The 21,194-nt window shown below is 72.2% G+C and carries 17 protein-coding genes and 1 pseudogene; 9 read left to right on the top strand and 9 right to left on the bottom strand.

Annotated elements, in window-relative coordinates:
* Positions 1–243: 243 nt before the first annotated feature.
* The 3 genes from OHT52_RS22985 to OHT52_RS22975 form a co-directional block, all read right to left on the bottom strand.
* Entirely contained in the window at positions 244–1,269 is a 1,026-nt protein-coding gene (locus tag OHT52_RS22985) for an endonuclease/exonuclease/phosphatase family protein (RefSeq protein ID WP_328722065.1), read from the bottom strand.
* A 243-nt stretch (positions 1,270–1,512) separates the two neighbouring features.
* Complete coding sequence (locus tag OHT52_RS22980) at positions 1,513–2,298, bottom strand: TetR/AcrR family transcriptional regulator (protein WP_328722064.1); 786 nt, start codon at positions 2,296–2,298, stop codon at positions 1,513–1,515.
* Positions 2,299–2,458: 160 nt separating this feature from the next.
* A complete protein-coding gene (locus tag OHT52_RS22975; RefSeq protein WP_328722063.1) occupies positions 2,459–4,075 on the bottom strand; it encodes an MFS transporter in 1,617 nt (538 codons plus the stop codon).
* A 218-nt stretch (positions 4,076–4,293) separates the two neighbouring features.
* On the opposite strand from OHT52_RS22975, the gene panB reads away from it, so the two are divergent.
* The 3 genes from panB to OHT52_RS22960 all read left to right on the top strand — a co-directional run bounded on the left by panB (position 4,294) and on the right by OHT52_RS22960 (position 7,236).
* On the top strand, positions 4,294–5,178 hold the full coding sequence (panB, locus tag OHT52_RS22970) for a 3-methyl-2-oxobutanoate hydroxymethyltransferase (RefSeq protein ID WP_328722062.1): 885 nt from the start codon (positions 4,294–4,296) through the stop codon (positions 5,176–5,178).
* Between the two features lie 193 nt (positions 5,179–5,371).
* Positions 5,372–6,391, top strand: coding sequence for an ATP-binding cassette domain-containing protein (locus OHT52_RS22965; protein WP_328722061.1), 1,020 nt, complete (start codon positions 5,372–5,374; stop codon positions 6,389–6,391).
* A complete protein-coding gene (locus OHT52_RS22960; RefSeq protein WP_328722060.1) occupies positions 6,388–7,236 on the top strand; it encodes an ABC transporter permease in 849 nt (282 codons plus the stop codon). The genes OHT52_RS22965 and OHT52_RS22960 overlap by 4 nt, the downstream gene beginning before the upstream one ends.
* Positions 7,237–7,407: 171 nt before the next feature.
* Here OHT52_RS22960 and OHT52_RS22955 read toward each other — a convergent pair whose 3' ends face one another.
* Positions 7,408–7,803 (bottom strand): Rid family hydrolase, encoded by a 396-nt coding sequence (locus OHT52_RS22955; protein WP_328722059.1) that lies wholly within the window; start codon positions 7,801–7,803, stop codon positions 7,408–7,410.
* 124 nt (positions 7,804–7,927) lie between these two features.
* Positions 7,928–11,422 carry an AfsR/SARP family transcriptional regulator gene (locus tag OHT52_RS22950; RefSeq protein WP_328722058.1) on the bottom strand — a complete coding sequence of 1,165 codons (3,495 nt, stop codon included), beginning with the start codon at positions 11,420–11,422 and terminating at the stop codon, positions 7,928–7,930.
* 1,078 nt (positions 11,423–12,500) lie between these two features.
* On the opposite strand from OHT52_RS22950, the pseudogene OHT52_RS22945 reads away from it, so the two are divergent.
* Both OHT52_RS22945 and OHT52_RS22940 read left to right on the top strand, forming a co-directional pair.
* Positions 12,501–13,295, top strand: a pseudogene (locus tag OHT52_RS22945) (site-2 protease family protein); the annotation flags it as partial.
* Between the two features lie 161 nt (positions 13,296–13,456).
* Positions 13,457–14,821, top strand: coding sequence for an IS4 family transposase (locus OHT52_RS22940; RefSeq protein WP_328723591.1), 1,365 nt, complete (start codon positions 13,457–13,459; stop codon positions 14,819–14,821).
* A gap of 167 nt (positions 14,822–14,988) precedes the next feature.
* Here OHT52_RS22940 and OHT52_RS22935 read toward each other — a convergent pair whose 3' ends face one another.
* Positions 14,989–15,162 carry a hypothetical protein gene (locus OHT52_RS22935; RefSeq protein WP_328722057.1) on the bottom strand — a complete coding sequence of 58 codons (174 nt, stop codon included), beginning with the start codon at positions 15,160–15,162 and terminating at the stop codon, positions 14,989–14,991.
* 106 nt (positions 15,163–15,268) lie between these two features.
* Positions 15,269–15,979: an NADPH-dependent F420 reductase gene (gene npdG, locus OHT52_RS22930; RefSeq protein ID WP_328722056.1), complete on the bottom strand. Its 711-nt coding sequence runs from the start codon at positions 15,977–15,979 to the stop codon at positions 15,269–15,271.
* Between the two features lie 130 nt (positions 15,980–16,109).
* Here npdG and OHT52_RS22925 point away from each other — a divergent pair, with 130 nt between their 5' ends.
* Together OHT52_RS22925 and OHT52_RS22920 are read left to right on the top strand one after the other, a co-directional pair.
* Positions 16,110–16,712 (top strand): hypothetical protein, encoded by a 603-nt coding sequence (locus tag OHT52_RS22925; RefSeq protein WP_328722055.1) that lies wholly within the window; start codon positions 16,110–16,112, stop codon positions 16,710–16,712.
* Positions 16,713–16,840: 128 nt separating this feature from the next.
* Positions 16,841–18,208: an MFS transporter gene (locus OHT52_RS22920; protein ID WP_328722054.1), complete on the top strand. Its 1,368-nt coding sequence runs from the start codon at positions 16,841–16,843 to the stop codon at positions 18,206–18,208.
* A gap of 45 nt (positions 18,209–18,253) precedes the next feature.
* Here OHT52_RS22920 and OHT52_RS22915 read toward each other — a convergent pair whose 3' ends face one another.
* A complete protein-coding gene (locus OHT52_RS22915) occupies positions 18,254–18,478 on the bottom strand; it encodes a hypothetical protein (protein WP_266703680.1) in 225 nt (74 codons plus the stop codon).
* Positions 18,479–18,535: 57 nt separating this feature from the next.
* Between OHT52_RS22915 and map the strand changes: the two genes are divergently transcribed.
* Complete coding sequence (gene map / locus OHT52_RS22910; RefSeq protein WP_328722053.1) at positions 18,536–19,393, top strand: type I methionyl aminopeptidase; 858 nt, start codon at positions 18,536–18,538, stop codon at positions 19,391–19,393.
* Positions 19,394–19,671: 278 nt separating this feature from the next.
* Positions 19,672–20,340: a biliverdin-producing heme oxygenase gene (locus OHT52_RS22905; protein WP_328722052.1), complete on the top strand. Its 669-nt coding sequence runs from the start codon at positions 19,672–19,674 to the stop codon at positions 20,338–20,340.
* Positions 20,341–20,426: 86 nt separating this feature from the next.
* Here OHT52_RS22905 and OHT52_RS22900 read toward each other — a convergent pair whose 3' ends face one another.
* Positions 20,427–21,098 carry a PhzF family phenazine biosynthesis protein gene (locus tag OHT52_RS22900; protein ID WP_328722051.1) on the bottom strand — a complete coding sequence of 224 codons (672 nt, stop codon included), beginning with the start codon at positions 21,096–21,098 and terminating at the stop codon, positions 20,427–20,429.
* Positions 21,099–21,194 lie beyond the last annotated feature (96 nt).

The following is a 21,194-nucleotide window of genomic DNA, read 5'->3' as shown; positions in this document are numbered from 1 at the left end:
CCGTTCCTGGAGGTGAACGGGTCGTTTCGGCGGGGTTCGGTCCGCGCGTCCGCGAGGCTGCCGCGGCCGCTGCCGGGCAGGTCGACGAGGCCGGGCGTCGGCGGGGTCGACGAGGGCGGTGGAGGGCGGGGTCGGCGAAGGGGCGGTGGAGGGGGGGCGGCAAGGCGACCTGAGCCGGCCAGGCCGGGCCCGGGGAGCGCGGGCGCGCCGGGCGGCGTCAGAGCGGCAGCGTGCCGGGCGCGGTCAGAGTTGGACGCGGGCGGCGATCGGCAGGTGGTCGCTGTCGGTCGCGGCGAGCGTCCACGAGGACATCGGCTCCACGCCCCTGACCATGATCTGGTCGATCCGGGCCATCGGGAACGCGGCGGGCCAGCTGAAGCCGAAGCCGTCGCCCGCGGCGCCCTGGGTGGACCGCATCTGCGAGGTGACGGCCTTCAGGGCGCGGTCGTTCATGGTGCCGTTGAGGTCGCCGAGCAGGACGACCCGGCTCAGCGGCTCGTCGGAGATGGCCTCGCCGAGGGCGTCGGCGCTGTTGTCGCGCTGGTTGGCGGTGAACCCGGCGTGCAGTTTGACGCGGACGGACGGCAGGTGGGCGACGTAGACGGCGACCCTGCCGCCGGGGGCGGTGACGGTGGAGCGCATGGCCCGGACCCAGCCCATCTTGATGTCCACGGGCTTGGTGTCGCTGAGCGGGTACTTGCTCCAGAGGCCGACGGTGCCCTGGACCGAGTGGTACGGGTAGGGCGCGTCGAGCGCCTTCTCGTACGCGGCGACCTGGCTGCTCGGGAGTTCCTGGAGGGCCACCACGTCAGCGCCGGAGCCCGCGACCTGCTGGGCGGTGCCGGCGGGGTCGGGGTTGTCGGCGTTCACGTTGTGCGTGGCGACGGTGAGGTCGCCGCCGGGGCCGGACTTGTCGTCGAGCAGCAGACCGCCGAAGAGATTGAGCCACACCACCAGGGGCAGCAGCAGGGCGACGAGCGCGGTGGCGGAGCGCCGTACGAGACCGAGGAGCAGCAGGACGGGGAGCACGACACCGATCCACGGCAGGAAGGTCTCGGTGAGGCTGCCGAGGTTACCGAGCCGGTTGGGGATCTCCGCGTGGAACACCATCACCAGCGTCACCAGGACCGAGCAGAGCGCGAGCAGGATTCCGCGCCGCCAGATACCCCGGTCCGCCTTCAGGCGGGCCAGCCCGCTCCGCAGGCGGGAGCCGGCGCGCGGCGGCTCCGCGTTGTCGTTGCCGGTGTCCGCTCCGTACGCCTGCACCATCGTGCTTCCTCACTGCGTTGCCCTGCATGTCGCCGCGCCCCCGACCCTAGGGGATCGGCGGGCGTTTTCCCTCCGTCCCTGTCGGCGGCACGGAGTGGAGGACGCCCGGAACGGGGCCATGGGTTCCGCTTTGTGCCGAGCCGTCCGGGCCTGTGACCGACCCCTCATTTCCGGCTGGTCCGGTCCGGCGCGTCCAGCGTCGCACCGGCCGGACCGGGGCACCGTGCGGCGCGGCCGCGAAGGTCAGCCGCCGGACGGTCCGGGCGCGTCGGACCGTCCGGGCGCGTTCGTTCGTCCGGCCGCGTCCGCCGCACCCGGCGCCGCGGCGGCTCCCGGCGTCGGGCCGAGGCCCTGCATCAGGGCGTCCATGACCCGGTCGACCAGGTCGTCGGGCAGCGGCGCGTCGCGGCGGTGCAGGGTCCGCACGAGCATCGCGCCGATGAACAGGTCGTCCATCAGTTCCACGTCGAGGTCGTCCCGCAGTTCGCCCGCGTCGACGGCCCGGCGGACCGCCTCGACCATCGCGGCCCGGCGCGGCGCGATGACGGTGTCCTGGTACTCGGTCCAGAGCCTGGGGTGGCTCTTCATCTGGGCGAACACGTTGTGCAGCAGGACCGAGGAGCGCTGCGCGAGCCCTCGGGTGCGCTGGGACTCCATGAGCACGCGCAGATCGGCGAGCCCGGCGGTGCCGGAGACGACGGGGTCCGGCTGTTCCATGTCGCGCAGCACGTCGAGGAAGAGTTCTTCCTTGCCGTCCCAGCGGCGGTAGATGGTGGCCTTGCCGACCTTGGCGGTACGGGCGATGCGTTCGATGGAGAGTCCGGCGAGCGGTTCGCCGGCCTCCAGGAGGGAGATGACGGCGTCCAGGATGGCCCGTTCGGCGGCGGCGCTGCGGGGGCGGCCCGGGCCCCGGTCGTGCTCGGGCGCCCGCGCGTGCTCCGGTTCCGGCGACGGGGCCTGCTCGGTGCCTTGTCCGGGGCCTTGCTCAGGGCTCTGCTCCAGGCCCTGCCCGTACCGCTGATGCCGCACCTGTTTCCGCCTCTCCTCGCCCGTGGACCGCTGCGTCAATTCTCGCCGACAGGAACCCAGCCTTCCCGCCGGGCTCGGCACGGCCACGGTCGCCCGCGGGTGCGCGAGGGCCCGGACCCCGGGGCTTGCGCCGGTGGGGGTCCGGGCCGGTTCGCGAAGGTCAGGCCTTTCGGCCCTGTTCGGCAGGGACGGGTGCGGGCCGCTCGGGGGCCTGCGGCGGGGGCCCGGCGGCGGACTTGCCGGGCAGGAAGAGCGCGACGACCACGGCGCCGGCCAGCGCGACGGCGGCCGAGCCGAGCGCGGCGACGTGCATGGCGCCGATGAAGGCGTCGGAGGCCGCCGCGGCGAGCGGCTCGCCGGCCGGGCCGAGCTTCGCGGCGACGCCGAGCGTGGCCTCGATCGACTCTCCGGCGACGTCCCGGGCTCCGGCCGGAACGGCCGAGAGGTGCCCCTCGATGTCGCCCCGGTAGGCGGTGGAGAGCACCGAGCCGAGCACCGCGATGCCGAGCGCCCCGCCGACCTGGCGGAAGGTGTTGTTGATGGCGGAGCCGGCACCGGCCTTCTCGCGGGGCAGCGCCTGCATGATGGCGACGGTGACGGGCGGCATGATGTGCGCCATTCCGGCGCCCTGGACGAAGAAGACCACGCACAGCACCCAGACGGGCGTGCCGGCGTCGAAGGTCGCGAAGGCGGCGAGCCCCGCGGCGACCAGGATCAGACCGACGGTGCAGACCGCGCGGACGCCGAAGCGCTGGACGACGATCCGGGCGCGCGGCGAGAAGATCATCTGCGCGGCGGCGAGCGGCAGGACCAGCAGTCCGGACTGGAGCGCGGTGTAGCCGCGCACGCTCTGGAGGTAGAAGGCGGAGAAGAAGGTGACGCCCATCAGCGCGAAGAAGACCAGCGCGATGGCGGTGACGGCGGCGGAGAACGCCGGCTTCTTGAAGTGGGAGACGTCGAGCGCGGGGTGCTGGACGCGCTTCTCGTACAGGACGAAGGCGATCAGGACGACCACGCCGCCGAGGACCGGGGCGAGCACGGTGAGGTCGGTGAAGTCGGCGAGTTCGCCGCCCCGGATGATGCCGTAGACGAGCAGGACGAGGCCCACGACGGAGAGGACGACGCCCACCGGGTCGAGCCGGCCGGGCTTCGGGTCGCGCGAGTCCGGTACGAGGATCACCATCGCGACCAGGGCGACGAGGCCCACGGGCACGTTGACGAGGAAGATCGAGCCCCACCAGAAGTGCTCCAGCAGGAGGCCGCCGGTGATCGGGCCGATGGCGATGCCCAGGCCGACGCCGCCGGCCCAGATGCCGATGGCCTTGGGCTGCTCGGCGGGCTCGAAGACGTTCATCAGGATGGCGAGGGTGGCCGGCATCACGAAGGCGGCGCCGAGGCCCATCACCGCACGCCAGGAGATGAGCTGGCCGGGCGAGTCGGAGAAGGCGGCGAGCGCGGAGCCCACGACGAAGACGGAGATGCCGAAGAGCAGCACCCGCTTGCGGCCGAGGCGGTCGCCGAGGAGCCCCGCCGTGAAGAGCAGACCGGCGAAGACGAGCGTGTAGGAGTTGATCGCCCACTCCAGCTCGCTCTGGGTGGCACCGATGCCGTCCGGCGCGGGACTGGCGATCGTCTTGACCGCGACGTTCAGGATCGAGTTGTCCAGCACCACGATGAGCAGGCTGAACATGAGCACGGCGAGAATGGCCCAACGGCGGCGGTGGACCGCCTCCGGGACACGGGACACGGCGACGGGCGCGCCGGACGGTATGGACATGGTGAAGAGCGTAGCGGCATTTCGATACGAGACCGTCTCGTATTGTAAACTCTTTACCTTTTTCGGCCCTCCGCCCGTCCGCCTCCCCCGCCCCGCCCGGCGATCCGGCGGAAGGCGATCCGGGGGCCCACTTCCCGCGCACCGCCGGGGGATGCCACCATGGAAGGGATCCGGGGACGCCGTCAGGGTGCCTCGAGATGACGAAGGAGCCGTTGGCCATGTCGCTCAACGCTGCGCAGAATCAGTCTGCCCCCACCGGGCACTCCCCCTCCGACAGCGGCAAAGCGCTGTACGGGGGCAAGAGCACCCGCCGCATCACCGTCCACGACATCGCCGCCGCCACCGCGCGCGGGGAGAAGTGGCCCATGCTGACCGCCTACGACGCGATGACCGCGTCCGTCTTCGACGAGGCCGGCATCCCGGTCCTGCTCGTCGGCGACTCCATGGGGAACTGCCACCTCGGCTACGAGACCACCGTGCCCGTCACGATGGACGAGATCACCATGCTGTCGGCCGCCGTCGTACGGGGCACCAAGCGCGCCCTGGTCGTCGGCGACCTGCCCTTCGGTTCGTACCAGGAGGGACCCGTCCAGGCGCTCCGCAGCGCCACCCGGCTGGTCAAGGAGGCCGGGGTCGGCGCCGTGAAGCTGGAGGGCGGCGAGCGCAGCCTCGACCAGATCCGGCTGCTGGTCGAGTCCGGCATCCCGGTCATGGCCCACATCGGCCTCACCCCGCAGTCGGTCAACGCCATGGGGTACCGGGTGCAGGGGCGCGGCGAGGAGGGCGCGCACCAGCTGCTGCGGGACGCCAAGGCCGTACAGGACGCGGGGGCGTTCGCGGTCGTCCTGGAACTGGTGCCGGCCGAACTGGCCGCCGAGATCACCCGCACCCTGCACATCCCGACCGTCGGGATCGGCGCCGGTCCGGACACGGACGCCCAAGTGCTCGTCTACACCGACATGGTGGGACTGACGGGCGGCAAGGTGCCGCGCTTCACCAAGCAGTACGCGGACCTGCGCCGGGTCATGGGCGACGCGGCGAAGGAGTTCGCGGGCGAGGTCGTCGGCGGTACGTTCCCGGCGCCCGAGCACACCTTCCACTGACGGCGCGGGCGGCCTCCGCCCAAGCCCACCCCCGGCTCTGCGGGTCCCACCCGCCACGCCGGTCACACAGCCACCTCCGGCACCACCGTCAGCCCGCCGACATCCCCCATCGGCGGGCTGACGCATGCCTGTCGGCGGATTGGCGCTCGCCTGTAGGCGATATATCGGTGAACTGTCGGCCGCGTCTGGTCCCATGGTGGACATGACGCGAAACGACATGAACCCCGGGCGCGGAATCGCCATCGAAGTACGGGGGCTGGTGAAGCACTACGGCACCACCAAGGCACTGGACGGTGTCGACCTCGACGTGCGCGAGGGCACCGTGCTCGGTGTTCTCGGCCCGAACGGCGCGGGCAAGACGACGCTGGTACGCGCCCTCTCCACGCTCATCGTGCCCGACGCGGGCCACGCGATCGTCGCCGGCTACGACGTGGTCAAGCAGCCCAGGCAGCTGCGCCGCACCATCGGCCTGACCGGCCAGTACGCCTCCGTCGACGAGAAGCTCTCCGGCTGGGAGAACCTCTACATGATCGGCCGGCTCCTCGACCTGCCCCGCAAGGAGGCCCGCAGCCGCGCCGACGAGCTGCTGGAGCGGTTCTCCCTCACCGAGGCGGCCCGGCGCCCCGCGATGGACTACTCCGGCGGTATGCGCCGCCGGCTCGACCTGGCCGCTTCCATGATCGGCCGCCCCGCGGTCCTCTACTTGGACGAGCCGACGACGGGCCTCGACCCGCGTACCCGCAACGAGGTCTGGGACGAGGTGCAGCGGATGGTCGCCGAGGGGGCGACCGTGCTGCTCACCACGCAGTACATGGAGGAGGCCGAGCAGCTCGCCAGTGAGCTGACGGTGATCGACAAGGGCCGCATCATCGCGCGCGGCGGCGTCGACGAGCTGAAGGCGAAGGTCGGCGGCCGCACCCTCCAGATCCGCCCGTCCGACCCGGCCGACCTGCCCGCGATGACGCGCGCCCTGCACGAGACGGGGCTCGACGGGATCTCCGGCGCGCAGGCGGTCCCGGACGAGGGCCTGCTGTACGTACCGATCCTGAGTGACCAGCAGCTGACGGCCGTCATCGGCCTGCTGGGAACGCGCGGCTTCTCGCTCGCGCACGTCGCCACCGCCCTGCCCAGCCTGGACGAGGTCTTCCTCGCCATCACCGGCGGCAAGACCTCTTCCGCCGCCGTTCCGACCGACGAGGAGGTCGCCGCATGAGTACGACGACGCTGACGAAGTCCCCCACCGGCCAGGCGCCGGTCCGGCCCGTGAGCGGCGAGGGGAAGATCGGGCTGCGCGCCAACCTGCGCCACATCGGGGCGCTGACCCGGCGCAACCTGCTCCAGATCAAAAAAGACCCCGAGTCGATGTTCGACGCGCTCCTGATGCCGGTCATCTTCACGCTGCTGTTCACGTACGTCTTCGGCGGCTCGGTCGGCGGCTCGCTCGGCGGCGGGCGGGAGGAGTACCTCAACTACCTGATCCCCGGCCTGATGGCCATGATGGGGATGAACATCGCCTCCGCCGTGGGCACCGGGGTCAACGACGACTTCCGCAAGGGCGTCATGGACCGGTTCCGCACGATGCCGATCGCCCGGTCCTCGGTGCTGATCGCGAAGATCGTGGTGGAGCTGGGCCGGATGATGGTCGCCACCATCATCCTGCTGGCGATGGGCTTCGCGCTCGGCATGGAGATCCAGACCTCGTTCCTCGGTCTGCTCGAAGCCGTCGCGCTCTCGGCGGTGTTCGGCGCCGCCATCATGTGGATCTTCATCCTGCTCGGGCTGGCCATGAAGACGGCCCAAGCGGTCCAGGCGACGGGAATGCTGGTGCTGATGCCCCTGCAGTTCGGATCCTCCATCTTCGCGCCGACCCAGACGATGCCGGGCTGGCTCCAGACGTTCACCGAGTACAACCCGCTGTCGAACCTCGCCGACGCGGCGCGCGGTCTGATGATGGGCGGCCCGATCGCCCACTCGGTGTGGGTGACCCTCGCCTGGGCCGGCATCATCACCGTCGTGATGGCTCCGCTGGCCGTCGCCAAGTTCCGCAAGGCCGGCTGACGGCCCGGCCCGCGCGTTTCTCCGTCCGCCCCGGAGTCGGGCGGACGGAGAAACCCGCGGGTCCGGTCGCGGCTGCACGCACGCCGGACCGGGCTCCGAACTCGGCCCGTACGTACCGGCCTTGCGCTCCTGCGTGCGAACAGGCCCTCGCAGGAGGTGCGGCGGGACGGCTCAGCACACCGCGACGGCCTCGATCTCGATGAGCATGTCGGGGTCGGACAGGGCGCTGACCTCTGCCAGAAGGCTGGCCGGACGGCAGCTGACCGCGGCGAGTTCGTCCATGAGGACCGTGTAGTGGGCCTTGCAGCCGGCCAGGTCGGTGGTGAAGACGCGCATCTGCACGACGTCCGCCATCGTCATCCCCGCTTCGGCGACGGTCTGCCCGAGCCGTCGCAGGGTGAGCCTCATCTGCCCGGCCATGTCCCCCGCGCAGGCGATGGCGCCGTCGTCGTCGCGGGCCTCGTGCCCGGAGACGAAGAGCCAGCTCCGGGGAGATTCGACCCGGACCGCCCGGTTGTACATCAGCCTCTCGCCCACCATGCGTGGACCGATCTCGTGAACGCCCATCTCTGCCGCCCTTCCGGTCGGATCGGGGGGAACAGGCAAGCACCTGGCCCTTGGCCCCCTGCGGACCTGGCCGGGACGGGCGTGTCGCTCCGAGGCCTCGCCGTCCCCTCCGGCGGGACGGCCTTCAGCGATTGTGGGCGACCGCCAGGGCGGTGGCCTCTTCCAGCGAGAGGCGACCCCCCTCCGCGTAGGCCGCCTCGTAGGCAGCGTCCCCGATCACCGCGCGCGCCGCCGTACCGGCCTTGACCAGGTTCTGCCGCTCCACCGTGGTGGGCACGTGCAGGGGGGAGAGACGGGCGGCCTGCGTGCCGAGCAGTCGGGCGGCGTCCCGGGCGCTGTCCTCGGCGCCGAGCCCCGCGAGCGCCCAGGCCGCCGTCACGAGGTGGATGGAGGTCATCTGGGGTGCGACCATCTGCGCCAGCCGGTCGTTGGCCCGCTCCACCGCCTTGATCGCATGGCCCAGAGCCTGCGCGTACAGCCCCTCCTCGTTGTCGAGCCAGGCCACCACACCCATCACGAAGCCCTCGAAGATGGCCAGCGTCTGCCCGTTGAACTCCGCCGCCAGCAGCTCCATCTGGGCACGCGCCTCGGTGATCCGCCCGGTACGGCCGAGCAGCATGCCCAGATGCATCCGGGCGAAGGGCGTCGCCTCGTGGCCGGAGCTCGTCCGGTCCATGCCGATGACGTCGCGGAGGATGGCCTCCGCCTCCTCGGTCCGGTCCGTCTCGGCGAGGATGTTCGCGTACCGGGCGCGCAACACGGCGACCTGCGACTGCGCACCGAGCTGTTCGGCGTACTCCATGGCGGCGAGGTAGTCCTCGGCGGCCTCCTGGTACTTGCCCGCCTGCTCGTTGGCCTCGCCGCGCGAGGCCAGTGCCTCGGCGGAACCCCAGGCGTCCTGCAGCCGGGTGAAGATCTCCAGGCTCTCGTCCGCGTCCACCCGGGCGTCCTGGGTCGAATCGGCCTGGTTGGCGAGCAGGTTGGCCCGCATCTGGAGCGCCGACCCCAACTCCCATTCGTAGCCGTACTGCCGGCAGGTGCGCACGGTCTCGTCCATCACCTCGTACAGCTCGTTCCTCTCGCCGGTGAGGATGACGGCGAAGACCCAGAGCGATCCGGGCGAACGGCAGGTCTGCGGCTGGCCGGGCCGGTAGGTGCGGGCGATGATCCTGAGGCGCTCCATGCTCTCCTCGGTCATCCACAGATCCATCTCGTGGTCCATGTTGGCGATCTGGATGAGCCGCACCCCGCGTCGCGCCTCCATGAGCTGGTCGGGCTCCATGGGCGGCGGCTTGTCCGTGCTCCGCTCGTGCAGCGGGGGCGCGGGCACCCCCGGCGGGGCGAAGGGGTCGGGGCCAAGCGCCGCCGCCGTGTCGGCCCACTGGCGGGCCTCGTCACGCAGGTCGCGCAGCATCCAGTACGGGCCCATGGACAGGATGATGCAGAGGCACTCGTGCTCGTCCTCCAACGCCGCCGCGTGACGGAAGGCGGTGCGCAGGTTCTCGTACTCGCGCCGGAACAGCTCCAGGGCGGCCCGCTGCCCGGGGCCGCGCAGCCGGGGGCCTCCGGCACGCGCCAGCTCGCGGTAGTACACCAGGTGACACCGGTCGACGGCAGCTCGCTCGCCCGCCTCGTCCAGGCGCTCGGAGGCGTACTCCCCCACGGTCTCCAGCAGCCGGTAGCGCATCTCGCCGTCGCCCGACTCCTCGGCGACGACGAGGGACTTGTCGACGAGTGAGCCGAGGAGCACGGCGACGTCGCGGACGTCCACCGCCTCCTCGTCCCCGGTGATCCCGGCGTACGCGCCGGGGAAGTCGCCCACGCTCAGGGAGCAGACGGCCTCGGCCGCCGCGAGGGAGCAGCCGCCCGCGAAGACCGACATCCGCCGCAGGACCGCGCGTTCGGCGGCGTCCAGCAGATCCCAGGACCAGTCGACCACGGCCCGCAGGGTCTGCTGGCGCGGCAGCAGGGTCCGGCTGCCGCTGGAGAGCAGCCGGAAACGGTCGTCGAGCCGGTCGGCGATCTGCCGGGGGCTGAGCATCCGCAGCCGTGCGGCGGCGAGTTCGATGGCGAGGGGCAGTCCGTCGAGGCGGCGGCAGATCTCGGCACTGGCCGCGGCCGTCGCCGGGTCGGCGTCGCTGCGGAAGCCGGGCCGGGCGGCATGACCGCGCTCCTCGAAGAGGCGGAGCGCCGTGGGGTCCGGCAGCGGTTCGACCGGGCGGACGAACTCGCCCGGCACGCCCAGGGGTTCGCGGCTCGTCGCGAGAACGGTGACGTCGGGGCAGCGGGCGAGGAGGTGGTCGGCGAGCGCGGCGGCGGCACCGACCACGTGCTCGCAGTTGTCCAGCAGCAGGAGCATCCGGCGGCGCGCGCAGTGCTCGGTGAGGCGGACGAGAGGGCTCGCGGTGCCTCCCTCGGCGACGCGCATCTCCTCGGCTCCGGCGCCGCGCAGCACGGTCTCCCGGGCGTCGAGCGCGGAGAGCACCGCCTCGGGCACGGCCTCGGGGCTGTCCACGGGGGCGAGTTCGGCCATCCAGACACCGTCGGGCCAGGCGTCGGCGATGGTCTCGGCGGCCTCCTGGGAGAGCCGGGTCTTGCCCGCCCCTCCGGGGCCGAGGAGCGTCACCAGCCGGGACCGGCCGAGGTCCTCCCGCAGCGCGGCGATGTCCGCCTCGCGGCCGACGAAACTGGTGAGCCGGGCCCGGAGGTTGCCGGAGGGCGCGCGCAGCGGCGCCAGGGCCACCGGGGCGGCGGTCCGGCCGGACGGGGTACGGGCCTCCGGGACGCCGCTCGCGGGCGTCCGGGCGTCGGGCCCGAGCGGACGGGCCGGGGCCGCGGGCCGGTCGCCGGGTCGGTCCGGGCGTCCTGGCGTCGGCCCCGGGCGGACCGGCGGAGCGCTGTCGTGGTGCAGCAACTCGGTGTGCAGCGAGCGCAGTTCGGCTCCGGGGTCGGTACCGAGGCGGGCGGCGAGCAGGGTGCGCACCTCCTCGTACGCGGCGAGGGCCTGCGCGGTGCGGCCGGCTCGGTGCAGGGCGCGGATGCGGAGTGCCTGGAGCGGCTCGTCGAGCGGGTGGTCGGCGCAGAGGGCGACCAGTTCGGGCAGCGCCTCCTCGGCGCGGCCGAGCGCGAGGTACGCGCTCCCCCGGGCGCGCCGGGCCGCGAGCCGCCGGGCCTCCCAGCGGGCGGTGACGGCAGCGCGGTCCGGCAGGTCGGCGAAGGCCGGGCCGTGCCACAGGGCGAGGGCGGCGTCGAGGGCGTCGAGCGCCTTCGCGCCGTCACCGGCCTCCAGTGCCCGGCTCCCCTCCCCCGTAAGCCGCTCGAACCGGCGCAGGTCCACGGCTTCGGGTTCGGCGGCGAGGCGGTAGCCGTTCTCGTCGGAGGCGATGGCGTCCCGGCCGAGCGCCCGGCGCAGCCGGCCCACGAGCGCCTGGACCGCGCCCGGCGCGTCGGCGGGCGGTTCGCCGTCCCAGACCTCGTCCACGAGCACCGCCACCGGGACCGCCCGGCCGGGACTCAGGGCGAGGACCGTGAGCAGGGCGCGCAGCCGTGCCCCGCCGAGGGCGACGGCCGTGCCGTCGTCGCGAAGTGCCTGGGTCGTACCGAGGATGCAATAGCGCACGGGGCCATTGTCCGTGAAGGAGATCGGAGATCGCACAGCCACCCGATATATTCCGATAGCTCGCGAGCCGTCGCATGACCCTCCGCGCCCGCGCGATCACGCTCCGGGGTCACCGGCGTCGGATCCTCCACCAGCCGGACCCTCACGGCCGACCGGGAAGCACTCCCTTCCCCCGCACCATAGGCGCGACATGTCGGACTCGCGCGCACAGGTGCAACTGTCCGCCTCGCCCCCGCAAAAGAGTTCCGCGATGGAATCTTCGTACGGGGGAGGCTTCACTCATGGGCTGGGCGGAACTTCCCCAGACCGGAGAATGAGCAAGTGCACAAGGACATGCGTCGGCGGCGGCATACGGAGTCGCGGTGGCGGCCGGTCTGCTGATGGCCCCCCTCGGAGACTGTGACGCGAAGGACAGTACGAAGGAAGCCACCGCCCCCGCCACCTTCTGCGGGCTCAATCTCCCGGATGACGCGGAACGCGCGCTGCTGGACCTCGTCGGGGCCCGGAAGCTGGACGTCCAGGGGTCCTCGCACGGCATACGGGACACCGCCGAGGCACTCGTCACCGGCCGCGCCTCGGGTGGGAACGACTCCTTCGTCCGCCGTGTCCACGGACCGGCGGGCGCCGCGCGACCGACCTCGGTCGCCTTCTCGCTCCCCGACGAGCTCCCTGCCTCTGCGGCCCCGCAGTTCACCCGGTACCGGATGGGCGCCATGGCCCTGTCCCGCCCGCAGTCGGCCGTCCTCTTCATGAACTGCACCAGCCAAGCTTCACCACGTCTCACGGTGAACCTTGGCTGGTCGAAGGCGAGTTGTACAACCGCAGCCTCCCTGCGGGCAGTGACGGGACCATCCGCGAGGAGAACCTCGACGTCCTGCACGCCGTCTCCCTCTCGCTCGCCCGCGAGTTGGGCTGCGCGGACGACGCGGGGCTGACCGCGACCTTCACCATGCCCGAACGGGTGCAGGAGAAGAGGCGCCGCCCGAAGACGCGCCACCCGAAGGCGCGCCGCCAAGGGCCGAGGGAGAAATGCCGGGCGGGCCGGAGGCCGCGGGGCGGGTGCGCCTACTCTCGTCGCATGACCACTGGGATCAGCCGCAACGACCGGCGCGTCAGCCCGGTCTTCCTCGGGATCGCCGCCGTCACGGCCGCCGCCGGCGCGGCCGTGTGGACGGGGTTCGCCGAGCAGACCGGGTTCGCCGTCTTCCTCTTCGTCACCGGTGCCTGGATCGTCTCGCTCTGCCTCCACGAGTACGCGCACGCCCGGACCGCGCTGCACAGCGGGGACATCTCGATCGGGGCGAAGGGCTATCTGACGCTCAACCCGTTGAAGTACACGCACGCGCTGCTCAGCATCGTGCTGCCGGTGCTCTTCGTGATCATGGGGGGCATCGGGCTGCCCGGCGGTGCCGTGTACATCGAGCGGGGCCGCATCCGGGGCCGCTGGAAGCACAGCCTGATCTCGGCGGCGGGCCCGCTGACGAACGTCGCGTTCGCCGTCGTCTGCACGGCGCCGTTCTGGCTGGGCGGCCTCGACGGGGTGCCGCTCGGGTTCCGGTTCGCGCTGGCGTTCCTGGCGATGCTCCAGATCACGGCCGCGATCCTGAACTTCGTACCGGTGCCGGGGCTGGACGGGTACGGGGTGATCGAGCCCTGGCTGTCGTACCGGGTGCGGCGCCAGGTGGAGCCCTTCGCACCGTTCGGGCTGATCGCGGTGTTCGCGCTGCTGTGGGTGCCGGAGGTGAACGGCGTGTTCTTCGACGCCGTCGACGCACTGCTGCGGGGGCTGGGGGTCAGCGACTTCGAGACGTACTGCGGGCAGGACCTCTACCGCTTCTGGCGGGAGTTCACCGATCAGCAGGACCCCCGCTGCACGGCTCTGGCGGGACAGCCCTTAGGCCAAGGCCGTGAAGTTACGGCTCGGGGGACGGGTTGGCGTGTGGGTTGATCTGGTGCGATCCGGGACGTGAGAAGCGGAGCCCCGGTAGAACTGGCAGTCGACCAAGACAGCCGTTCACAGCACCGGAGGCTCCGCTGTCCGATCAGTGTGTCATCACGAGTGAAATCACGGTAGCCAAGGGCCTGTTCGCTCCCGGGCATCTGGGGGAACTCACCCGGATCGTCCCGTTCGAGATGGTCGACGCGGCCCTTGCCGAAACAGGTGCGGTCCAGCAGCGGCTGCGGAAGATCCCTGCCCGGGTGGTGGTCTACCTGCTGCTGGCCGCGGCCCTTTTCGACGACTGCGGCTACCTGGCGGTCTGGCGCAAGCTCACTGCCTCACTGGAGGCGATACCGGTCGCGAACGTGACCGGCACGGCGCTCTGGCACGCCCGGACACGCCTGGGGGCGCGTCCCATGCAGGCCCTGTTCGACCTGTTGCGCGGGCCGGCCACGGCGATCCGTACCGCCGGCGCCCATTTCAAGGGCCTGCTGACCGTCGCGATCGACGGTACCTGCCTCGACGTCCCCGACAGCCCGCTGCACCGGGCCCGTCTGGGCGGGATCACCAACCAGTACGGGACCTCCGGCTACCCGCAGATCTGCCTGACCGCGCTGGTGGCCTGCGGCACCCGCGCGGTCCTGGACGCCGCCTTCGGCCCCCGCACCAGCGGCGAAACCGTCTACGGCACACGACTGACCCGTTCCCTGCACGCGGGAATGATCGTCCTTCTCGACCGGGGCTTCTCCGGCAATCCGTTCCTGACCGCCGTCGCCGGCACCGAGGCCGCCTTCCTGGCCCGTATCTCGGCCGCCCGCAGACCTCCGGTCCTGGAGCGTTTCGAGGACGGCTCCCACCTCTCCCGCTTCGGCGGCCTCGAAGTCCGCATCATCGAATGCGAGATCACCATCATCACCAGCCAGGGCCGCACGACCGGCCTCTACCGAATGGCCACCAGCCTCCTCGACCACCACCGATACCCGGCATCCGACCTGGTCAGCCTCTATCACGAGCGATGGGAAGTGGAGTCTGCCTACTTCGCGATCAAGAAGTCGATGCTGGGCCGACGAGTCCTGCGCTCCCAGACCTGTGCAGGCATCTCCCAGGAGGTCTACGCCCTCCTGAGCGCCTACCAGGCCCTGCGGATCGCGATCGCCGACGCCACCGGGACCACACCCGGAGCCGACCCCGACCGGGGAAGTTTCAGCGTCGCACTACGATGCGCCCGCGATCAGATCGTCCGAGCCGCAGGCATCATCGCCGACACCGCGATCGACCTCGTCGGAACGATCGGCCGAGCCGTCCTGGACCAGCTCATGCCCGCCCGCCGCCTCCGCGTCAGCCCCCGAGCGGTGAAACGACCCCTATCCCGATACGCATACAAAAGCCTCAGAGTCGACCGGCACACCCACACAGCCACCCTCAACATCAAGATCTTGACGCCAACGCCCACGTCTTAACTTCACGGCCTTGGCCCTTAGGCCGTCTCTGACAGATGTGTCGGGGCGATCCCGGCAGCGCGGCGAGCGTGCGTGCCGGGCGTCGCCGGACGGACGGGGCTTTCGCAGCACGCTTGAGGTGTACTGACCCCGCGATTCGCGTCCCGGTCCCGGGCCGTCCGTCGCGGTCAGCCGCCGGTGGTCAGGCGGTGACGGCGCACGTAGTACCAGGCCATGTTGGACGAGAGCCCCGCCACCAGCACCCAGAGGATGCCCAGCAGGCTGCCCTGGGCGAAGGAGACCACCGCCGCGACGACGGCGAGGACGCAGACGACGAGGGAGTAGAGGGCGATGCGGGGCATGGGGGAGGCTCCTGTCCGGGGTGGCGCGCGGTCCCGTCCAGTGTCCCTCATGCCCCGATCCGTTCCGCCGCGGGTACGCCCCCGGGCGCGGGGCGTCCGCTACGGATCACACGTCGGTGGCGCGCAGTCCCGCGTGTGCCTTGTACCGGCGGTTGACCGAGATCAGGTTGGCGACGAGCGATTCGACCTGGTGGGCGTTGCGCAGCCGTCCGGCGAAGACGCCGCGCATGCCGGCGATCCGGCCGGCGAGGGCCTGCACGATGTCGGTGTCGGCGCGGGCCTCGCCCAGCACCATCACGTCGGTGTCGATCTCGTCGACGGCGGCGTCCTGGAGCAGCACCGCCGAGAGGTGGTGGAAGGCGGCGGTGACCCGGGAGTCCGGCAGCAGGGCTGCGGCCTGTTCGGCGGCGCTGCCCTCCTCCGGCTTGAGGGCGTAGGCGCCCTTCTTGTCGAAGCCGAGCGGGTTGACGCAGTCGACGACGAGCTTGCCGGCGAGCTCCGTGCGCAGCGATTCCAGCGTCTTGGCGTGGCCCTCCCACGGCACGGCGACGATCACGATGTCGCTGCGGAGCGCGCACGCGGCGTTGTCGGCGCCCTCGATGCCGAGTCCGAGTTCGGCGGCGGCTTCGGCGGCGCGGGCGGCGTCGCGGGAGCCGATGGTCACGCGCTGCCCGGCGCGGGCGAGTCGGTAGGCGAGTCCGCGGCCTTGCGGCCCGGTGCCGCCGAGCACGCCGACGGTGAGTCCGGAGACGTCGGGCAGGTCCCAGGGGTCCTTGGCGGGCGCCTTGGGCGCACCGGCACTGTCGTGGGTAGTCATGGTCCCGACACTACTGGGGGGTACCGGGAGGGCGGCCGGATACCCCGGACCGTGGCGGGGTCGTCCCGTACGGGTGCACCTTCCGTGTCCGGCTGCGCGACGGCCCCGGGCTCCTGCATGATGCCGGGCCATGGATGCCGTGCGCGTGGCGCTGTTGCGTGAGGTGCTCGCCGGGACCGAGTGGCCGGGCGCGGCCCACCGGTTCGCCGGGGCCCTTCGTTCGTCCGTCGTCCCGCAGGGCGGCGGGCTACTGCTGGTCGGGACGGAGTCGTACGAGCCCTGGCACATGGCGGCGCACCTGGTCGACGAGGCGACCTGGTCGGGGCTGCCCGAGCTGACCCCCACGCTGGTACGTCACCGGGTGCGGCCGGCCGATCCGGCGCATCTGGCCGTGGGGCTGGGGCGGATCGAGGCGGCCGGGCGGGGCGAGACGCTGCTGCTGGTGGCACCGGAGCGGCCGGACGGCGGGCTGCTGGAGCGGGTGTGGGACGCCCGGCGCTCGGGGGCGACCGTGCTCACGCTGGGCGGCGGCGATCCCGAGGTGCGGGGGGTCGGCCACGAGGCGCTGGTGGTGACCGAGGAGGACGACGTGGACCTGGACACCGTGCAGCATCTGGTGAGCGCGGCGGCCGGGGAGACCGGCCGGCCGGCCGCGCACGGGCGGCGCTCCTTCCGGGACCGGCTCTCGCGGCTGGCCGACCGGCTCACCGCTCCTCCACCGGCCCGCTGGTAGCGGACCGGTTCTGCTTCCGCACCCCCTGCGGGGCGCTCCAACGCGTCGACATCTTCGCTGGTCGAGCGGGTATTCAGGGCCGAGACGGGGTTGCGCCGCACCCCCGGGCGCCCGGACCATGATCTCTCGTGAACGTCCCGCGCCCCCGCCGCGCTTCCCGTACCCGCCGCATCCTCCGCGCCGCCCTCCCCGACCTCGCTCCCTGGCACGCCTCCGCCGATTTCCGGCTGCTCTGGGGCCAGGGGCTGATCACGTTCTTCGGCAGTTTCATGGCGCTGATCGCGCTGCCGCTCCAGATCAAGGAGCTGACCGGATCCCCGCTGGCGGTCGGGGCGATGGGCGCGGTGGAGCTCGTGCCGATGGTGGTCTTCGGGCTGTACGGCGGGGCGCTCGCGGACGCCGAGGACCGCCGCAAGGTCATCCTCGCCACGGAGGCCGGACTCGGTGTGCTGGCCGTGATCCTGCTGGTCAACGCCCTGCTGCCGGACCCGCTGCTCTGGCCGCTGTACGTCGTCGCCGGGGGCGTGTCCGCGCTCGCGGGGCTCCAGCGGCCCGCGCTCGACTCGCTGCTGGCGCGGATCGTGCCGCACGAGCACCTGCCGGCCGCCGCCGCGCTGAACGCCCTGCGCTGGCAGGTGGGCGCCATCGCCGGTCCGGCCCTGGCGGGCCTGGTCGTCGCCTACGCCGGGCACGCCACCGCGTACGCGGTCACCGTCGTCACCTTCGCCGTCTCGGTCGTCCTGTGCCTGCGGCTCACCCCCGCGCCGCCCGCCCGCGACGCGGTCAAGCCGTCGCTGCGCGGGATCGCCCAGGGCGCGGCGTACGCGTGGAGCCGGCCGGTGCTGCTGGGGACGTACGCGATCGACATGGCGGCGATGTTCTTCGCGTTCCCGAACGCGGTCTTCCCGTTCCTCGCGGACGACCTGGACGCCCCGTGGTCGCTGGGACTGATGTACGCCGCCGGGTCGGTGGGCTCCCTGGTGCTGGGGCTGACCAGCGGCTGGACCTCCCGGGTGCGGCGGCACGGTCTCTTCGTGGTGTTCGGGGCCGCCGCCTGGGGGCTGGCCATCGCGGGGGCGGGGCTCTTCGGGAGCGTCTGGCCGGTGCTGGTCTGCCTGGGCGTCGCGGGTGCGGGCGACATGCTGAGCGGACTGGGCCGTTCTGCCATCTGGAACCAGACCATCCCGGAGGAACTGCGGGGCCGGCTGGCCGGTATCGAGGTGCTCTCCTACAGCGTCGGGCCGCAGCTGGGCCAGGTCCGGGCGGGTGCGATGGCGGGCTGGACCGGCACCCGCTCCGCGGTCTGGACGGGCGGGGTGGCCTGCGTCGCCTCGGTGGCCCTGCTGACGGCGACGCTCCCCAAACTGCTCCGGTACGACTCCGCCACCGACGAGGACGCCGTACGCCGCAGGGACGCCGCCGCGACGGCCACCGCCGTCACGACGGGCACCGGCGCCCCGGACGCGCCGGGCGCCCCGGGGGTGCCGGCGGTCTGAACGTCAGGGCCGTCCGACCGGGAAACCGTGCGGACTCCGGCTCCGTCAGGAGGCCGGGGGCCGGTTGCGGTCGTGCCACTTGGGGTCGGTGTCCCACTCCAGGTTCCGCTCCTGCGCGGTGTCCATGGCGTGCTGCGCCGCCTCGCGCGAGGCGTACGGGCCGAAGCGGTCCTTCGCCGGGCACTCGGGGCCTTCCTCGACCTTTTTGTGCTCCAGGCAGTAGTACCACTCGCCCGGTTTGCCGACCGTGCGCTTCTTGAACAGGGCCATCGGGACTCCTTTCCTCTGTGCCAGCTTGCCCCAGGGGCGCTGGTTAGACTCGCTGACATGTCTGGTCAGTCACTGCTCGCACCCGGGGAGATCTCTCCCGTCCGTTCCGTACCCGGAAATGTCCGGCGCCCCGAGTACGTGGGCAAGCCGGGCCCGACCCCGTACACAGGCCCGGAGGTCCAGGACTCCGACACCGTCGAACGGATGCGCGTCGCCGGCCGGATCGCCGCGCAGGCGATGGAGGAAGCCGCCAGGCACATCGCCCCGGGCGTCACCACCGACGAACTGGACCGCGTGGCCCACGAGTTCATGATCGACCACGGGGCGTACCCGTCGACGCTCGGCTACCGGGGCTTCCCCAAGTCCCTGTGCACCTCGGTCAACGAGGTCATCTGCCACGGCATCCCCGACTCGACCGTGCTGCGCGACGGCGACATCGTGAACCTGGACGTGACGGCGTACATCAACGGCGTGCACGGCGACAACAACGCCACCTACCTCTGCGGCGACGTGGACGAGGAGTCCCGGCTGCTGGTGGAGCGCACCCGCGAGTCGCTGAGCCGCGCCGTCAAGGCGGTCCGCCCCGGCCGCCAGATCAACGTGATCGGCCGGGTCATCGAGTCGTACGCCAAGCGCTTCGGCTACGGCGTGGTGCGGGACTTCACCGGGCACGGCATCAACACCTCGTTCCACTCCGGCCTGATCGTGCCGCACTACGACAGCCCGCACGCCACCACCGTGATGCAGCCGGGGATGACGTTCACCATCGAGCCGATGCTGACGCTGGGCACCCACGAATACGACATGTGGGACGACGGCTGGACCGTGCTCACCAAGGACCGCAAGCGGACGGCCCAGTTCGAGCACACCCTCGTGGTGACGGAGACCGGGGCGGACATCCTCACGCTGCCGTAGGACCGCCGGGCCCCCGGGGCACGGCCGCGCCCGGTGGGACGGAACCCGAGACAGGGGTTGCGTCCCACCGGGCGCGCGCTTTTCACCGGGCGCCGGTTGGTCGGGACGCCGCGCGCCGGACACGGCGGGTTTACCGACGGATCGTCGGCATCCTGTTGACTTAGGTAAGCCTAAGTAAGAGGATCGGGGGGTGGCCGCGCGGCGCGAACCGCCGCGTCGGTGCCACGCGCCCCGTGCACCGTCACGCTTTCCGCTCCCTCGGCCCCCGGAGGCCCTCCTTGGACACGTCCGTCGGCACCGTCACCCCGTTCTCCACGGTCATCCGCACCGCCTCCCACGAGCAGCACACGGAGGCGGAGACCTCGACCTTCATGGGCGACCTGCTCGGCGGACGCCTGGGCGTGGATGCGTACACCCGCTACACCGAACAACTGTGGTTCGTGTACCGCGCGTTGGAGGAGGGCTCCGAACGGCTGCGGCTGGACCCGGTCGCAGGGCCCTTCGTGCAGGAGCCGTTGATGCGGCTCACCGAACTGGAGCGCGACCTGGCGCACCTGCGGGGGCCGCAGTGGCGCGAGGGCCTGGAGCCACTGCCCGCCACGGCCGCGTACGCCGAACGGGTCGCGGCCTGCGCCCGCGACTGGCCCGCCGGCTACATAGCGCACCACTACACGCGTTACCTCGGCGACCTCTCCGGCGGCCAGATCATCCGCGACCGGGCCGAAAAGACCTGGGGTTTCGCGCACAAGGGTGACGGGGTGCGGTTCTACGTCTTCGAGGAGATAACCAACCCGGCCGCTTTCAAGCGGAGTTACCGGGATCTGCTGGACGCCGTCGACGCCGACGACCTGGAGCGGCAGCGCATCGTGGACGAGTGCAAGCGCGCCTTCGCGCTCAACACGGCCGTCTTCCGTGAACTGGGCGAGGTCTTCCCGCTCAGTGCCTGAGGCGGGGCGGACGGGGCCGGGCGGGGTGACCACACCCCGCCCGGCCCCGTCCGCCGTTCCCGCCGCCGCGCGCGTGCCCGCGCGGGTCAGCCCCGGTGGGCCAGCACGACCCGGCCGCCGATCTCCACCGTGCCGTCCGGTGCGGGCGCGGTGAGGATCTGGGAGCCGCGCCCCTGGGTGATGTTGAGCGCGCGGCCGAGCCGTGCGGTGAGCAGCAGGGCGGCCGCTCCGGTCGCCTCGTCCTCCACGATGCCGTCGTCGCGGCGCGGGAACGCCCTCGCCCGGACGCGGCCCGCCGCCTCGTCCTCCCAGGCCCACACGTACAGCCAGCCGTCCCCCGGCGGGGGCCCGGTCAGGGCCTCGACCTCGGCGGCTGAGTCGTACCGCACCACGTCCCTCGGCGGCGCCCACTCCGGGCGCGCCGTGATCCAGGTGAACTCGCCGTCCTGACGGGCGAACACGTCGCCCACTTCGAGTTCCAGGATCTCCAGGTCGAGCAGCCAGGCACTGCCGACGAGCGGATGGCCGGCGAAGGGCAGCCGGCGCCCGGGGGTGTAGATGTCCACCCGCCCGCGTTCCGGGTCGTCCACGAACACCGTCTCGCTGAAGCCGAGTTCGGCGGCGAGCACCTGGCGGGAAGTCTCGTCGGGAAAGTCGTTGCCGTCCCGTACGACACCGAGGGCGTTCCCGTGCCGGCCGTCGGGGGCGCAGAACACCCGCAGGACGTCGATGCCGTCGGGTACGTCGAATTCGCTCATACCGGCATTCAAGCATCCGTTCGGGACCCGGCCCCGCGGGGACGGTTCCGCACGGTGCGCGGGCAGCCCGGCCGCCCCGGCCGCGCGGAGCGGTCG

The organism is Streptomyces sp. NBC_00247 (assembly GCF_036188265.1).
Lineage (GTDB): Bacteria > Actinomycetota > Actinomycetes > Streptomycetales > Streptomycetaceae > Streptomyces.
Note: the sequence above shows the minus strand (reverse complement) of the source record. Positions and strands in the feature narration are given on the sequence as shown.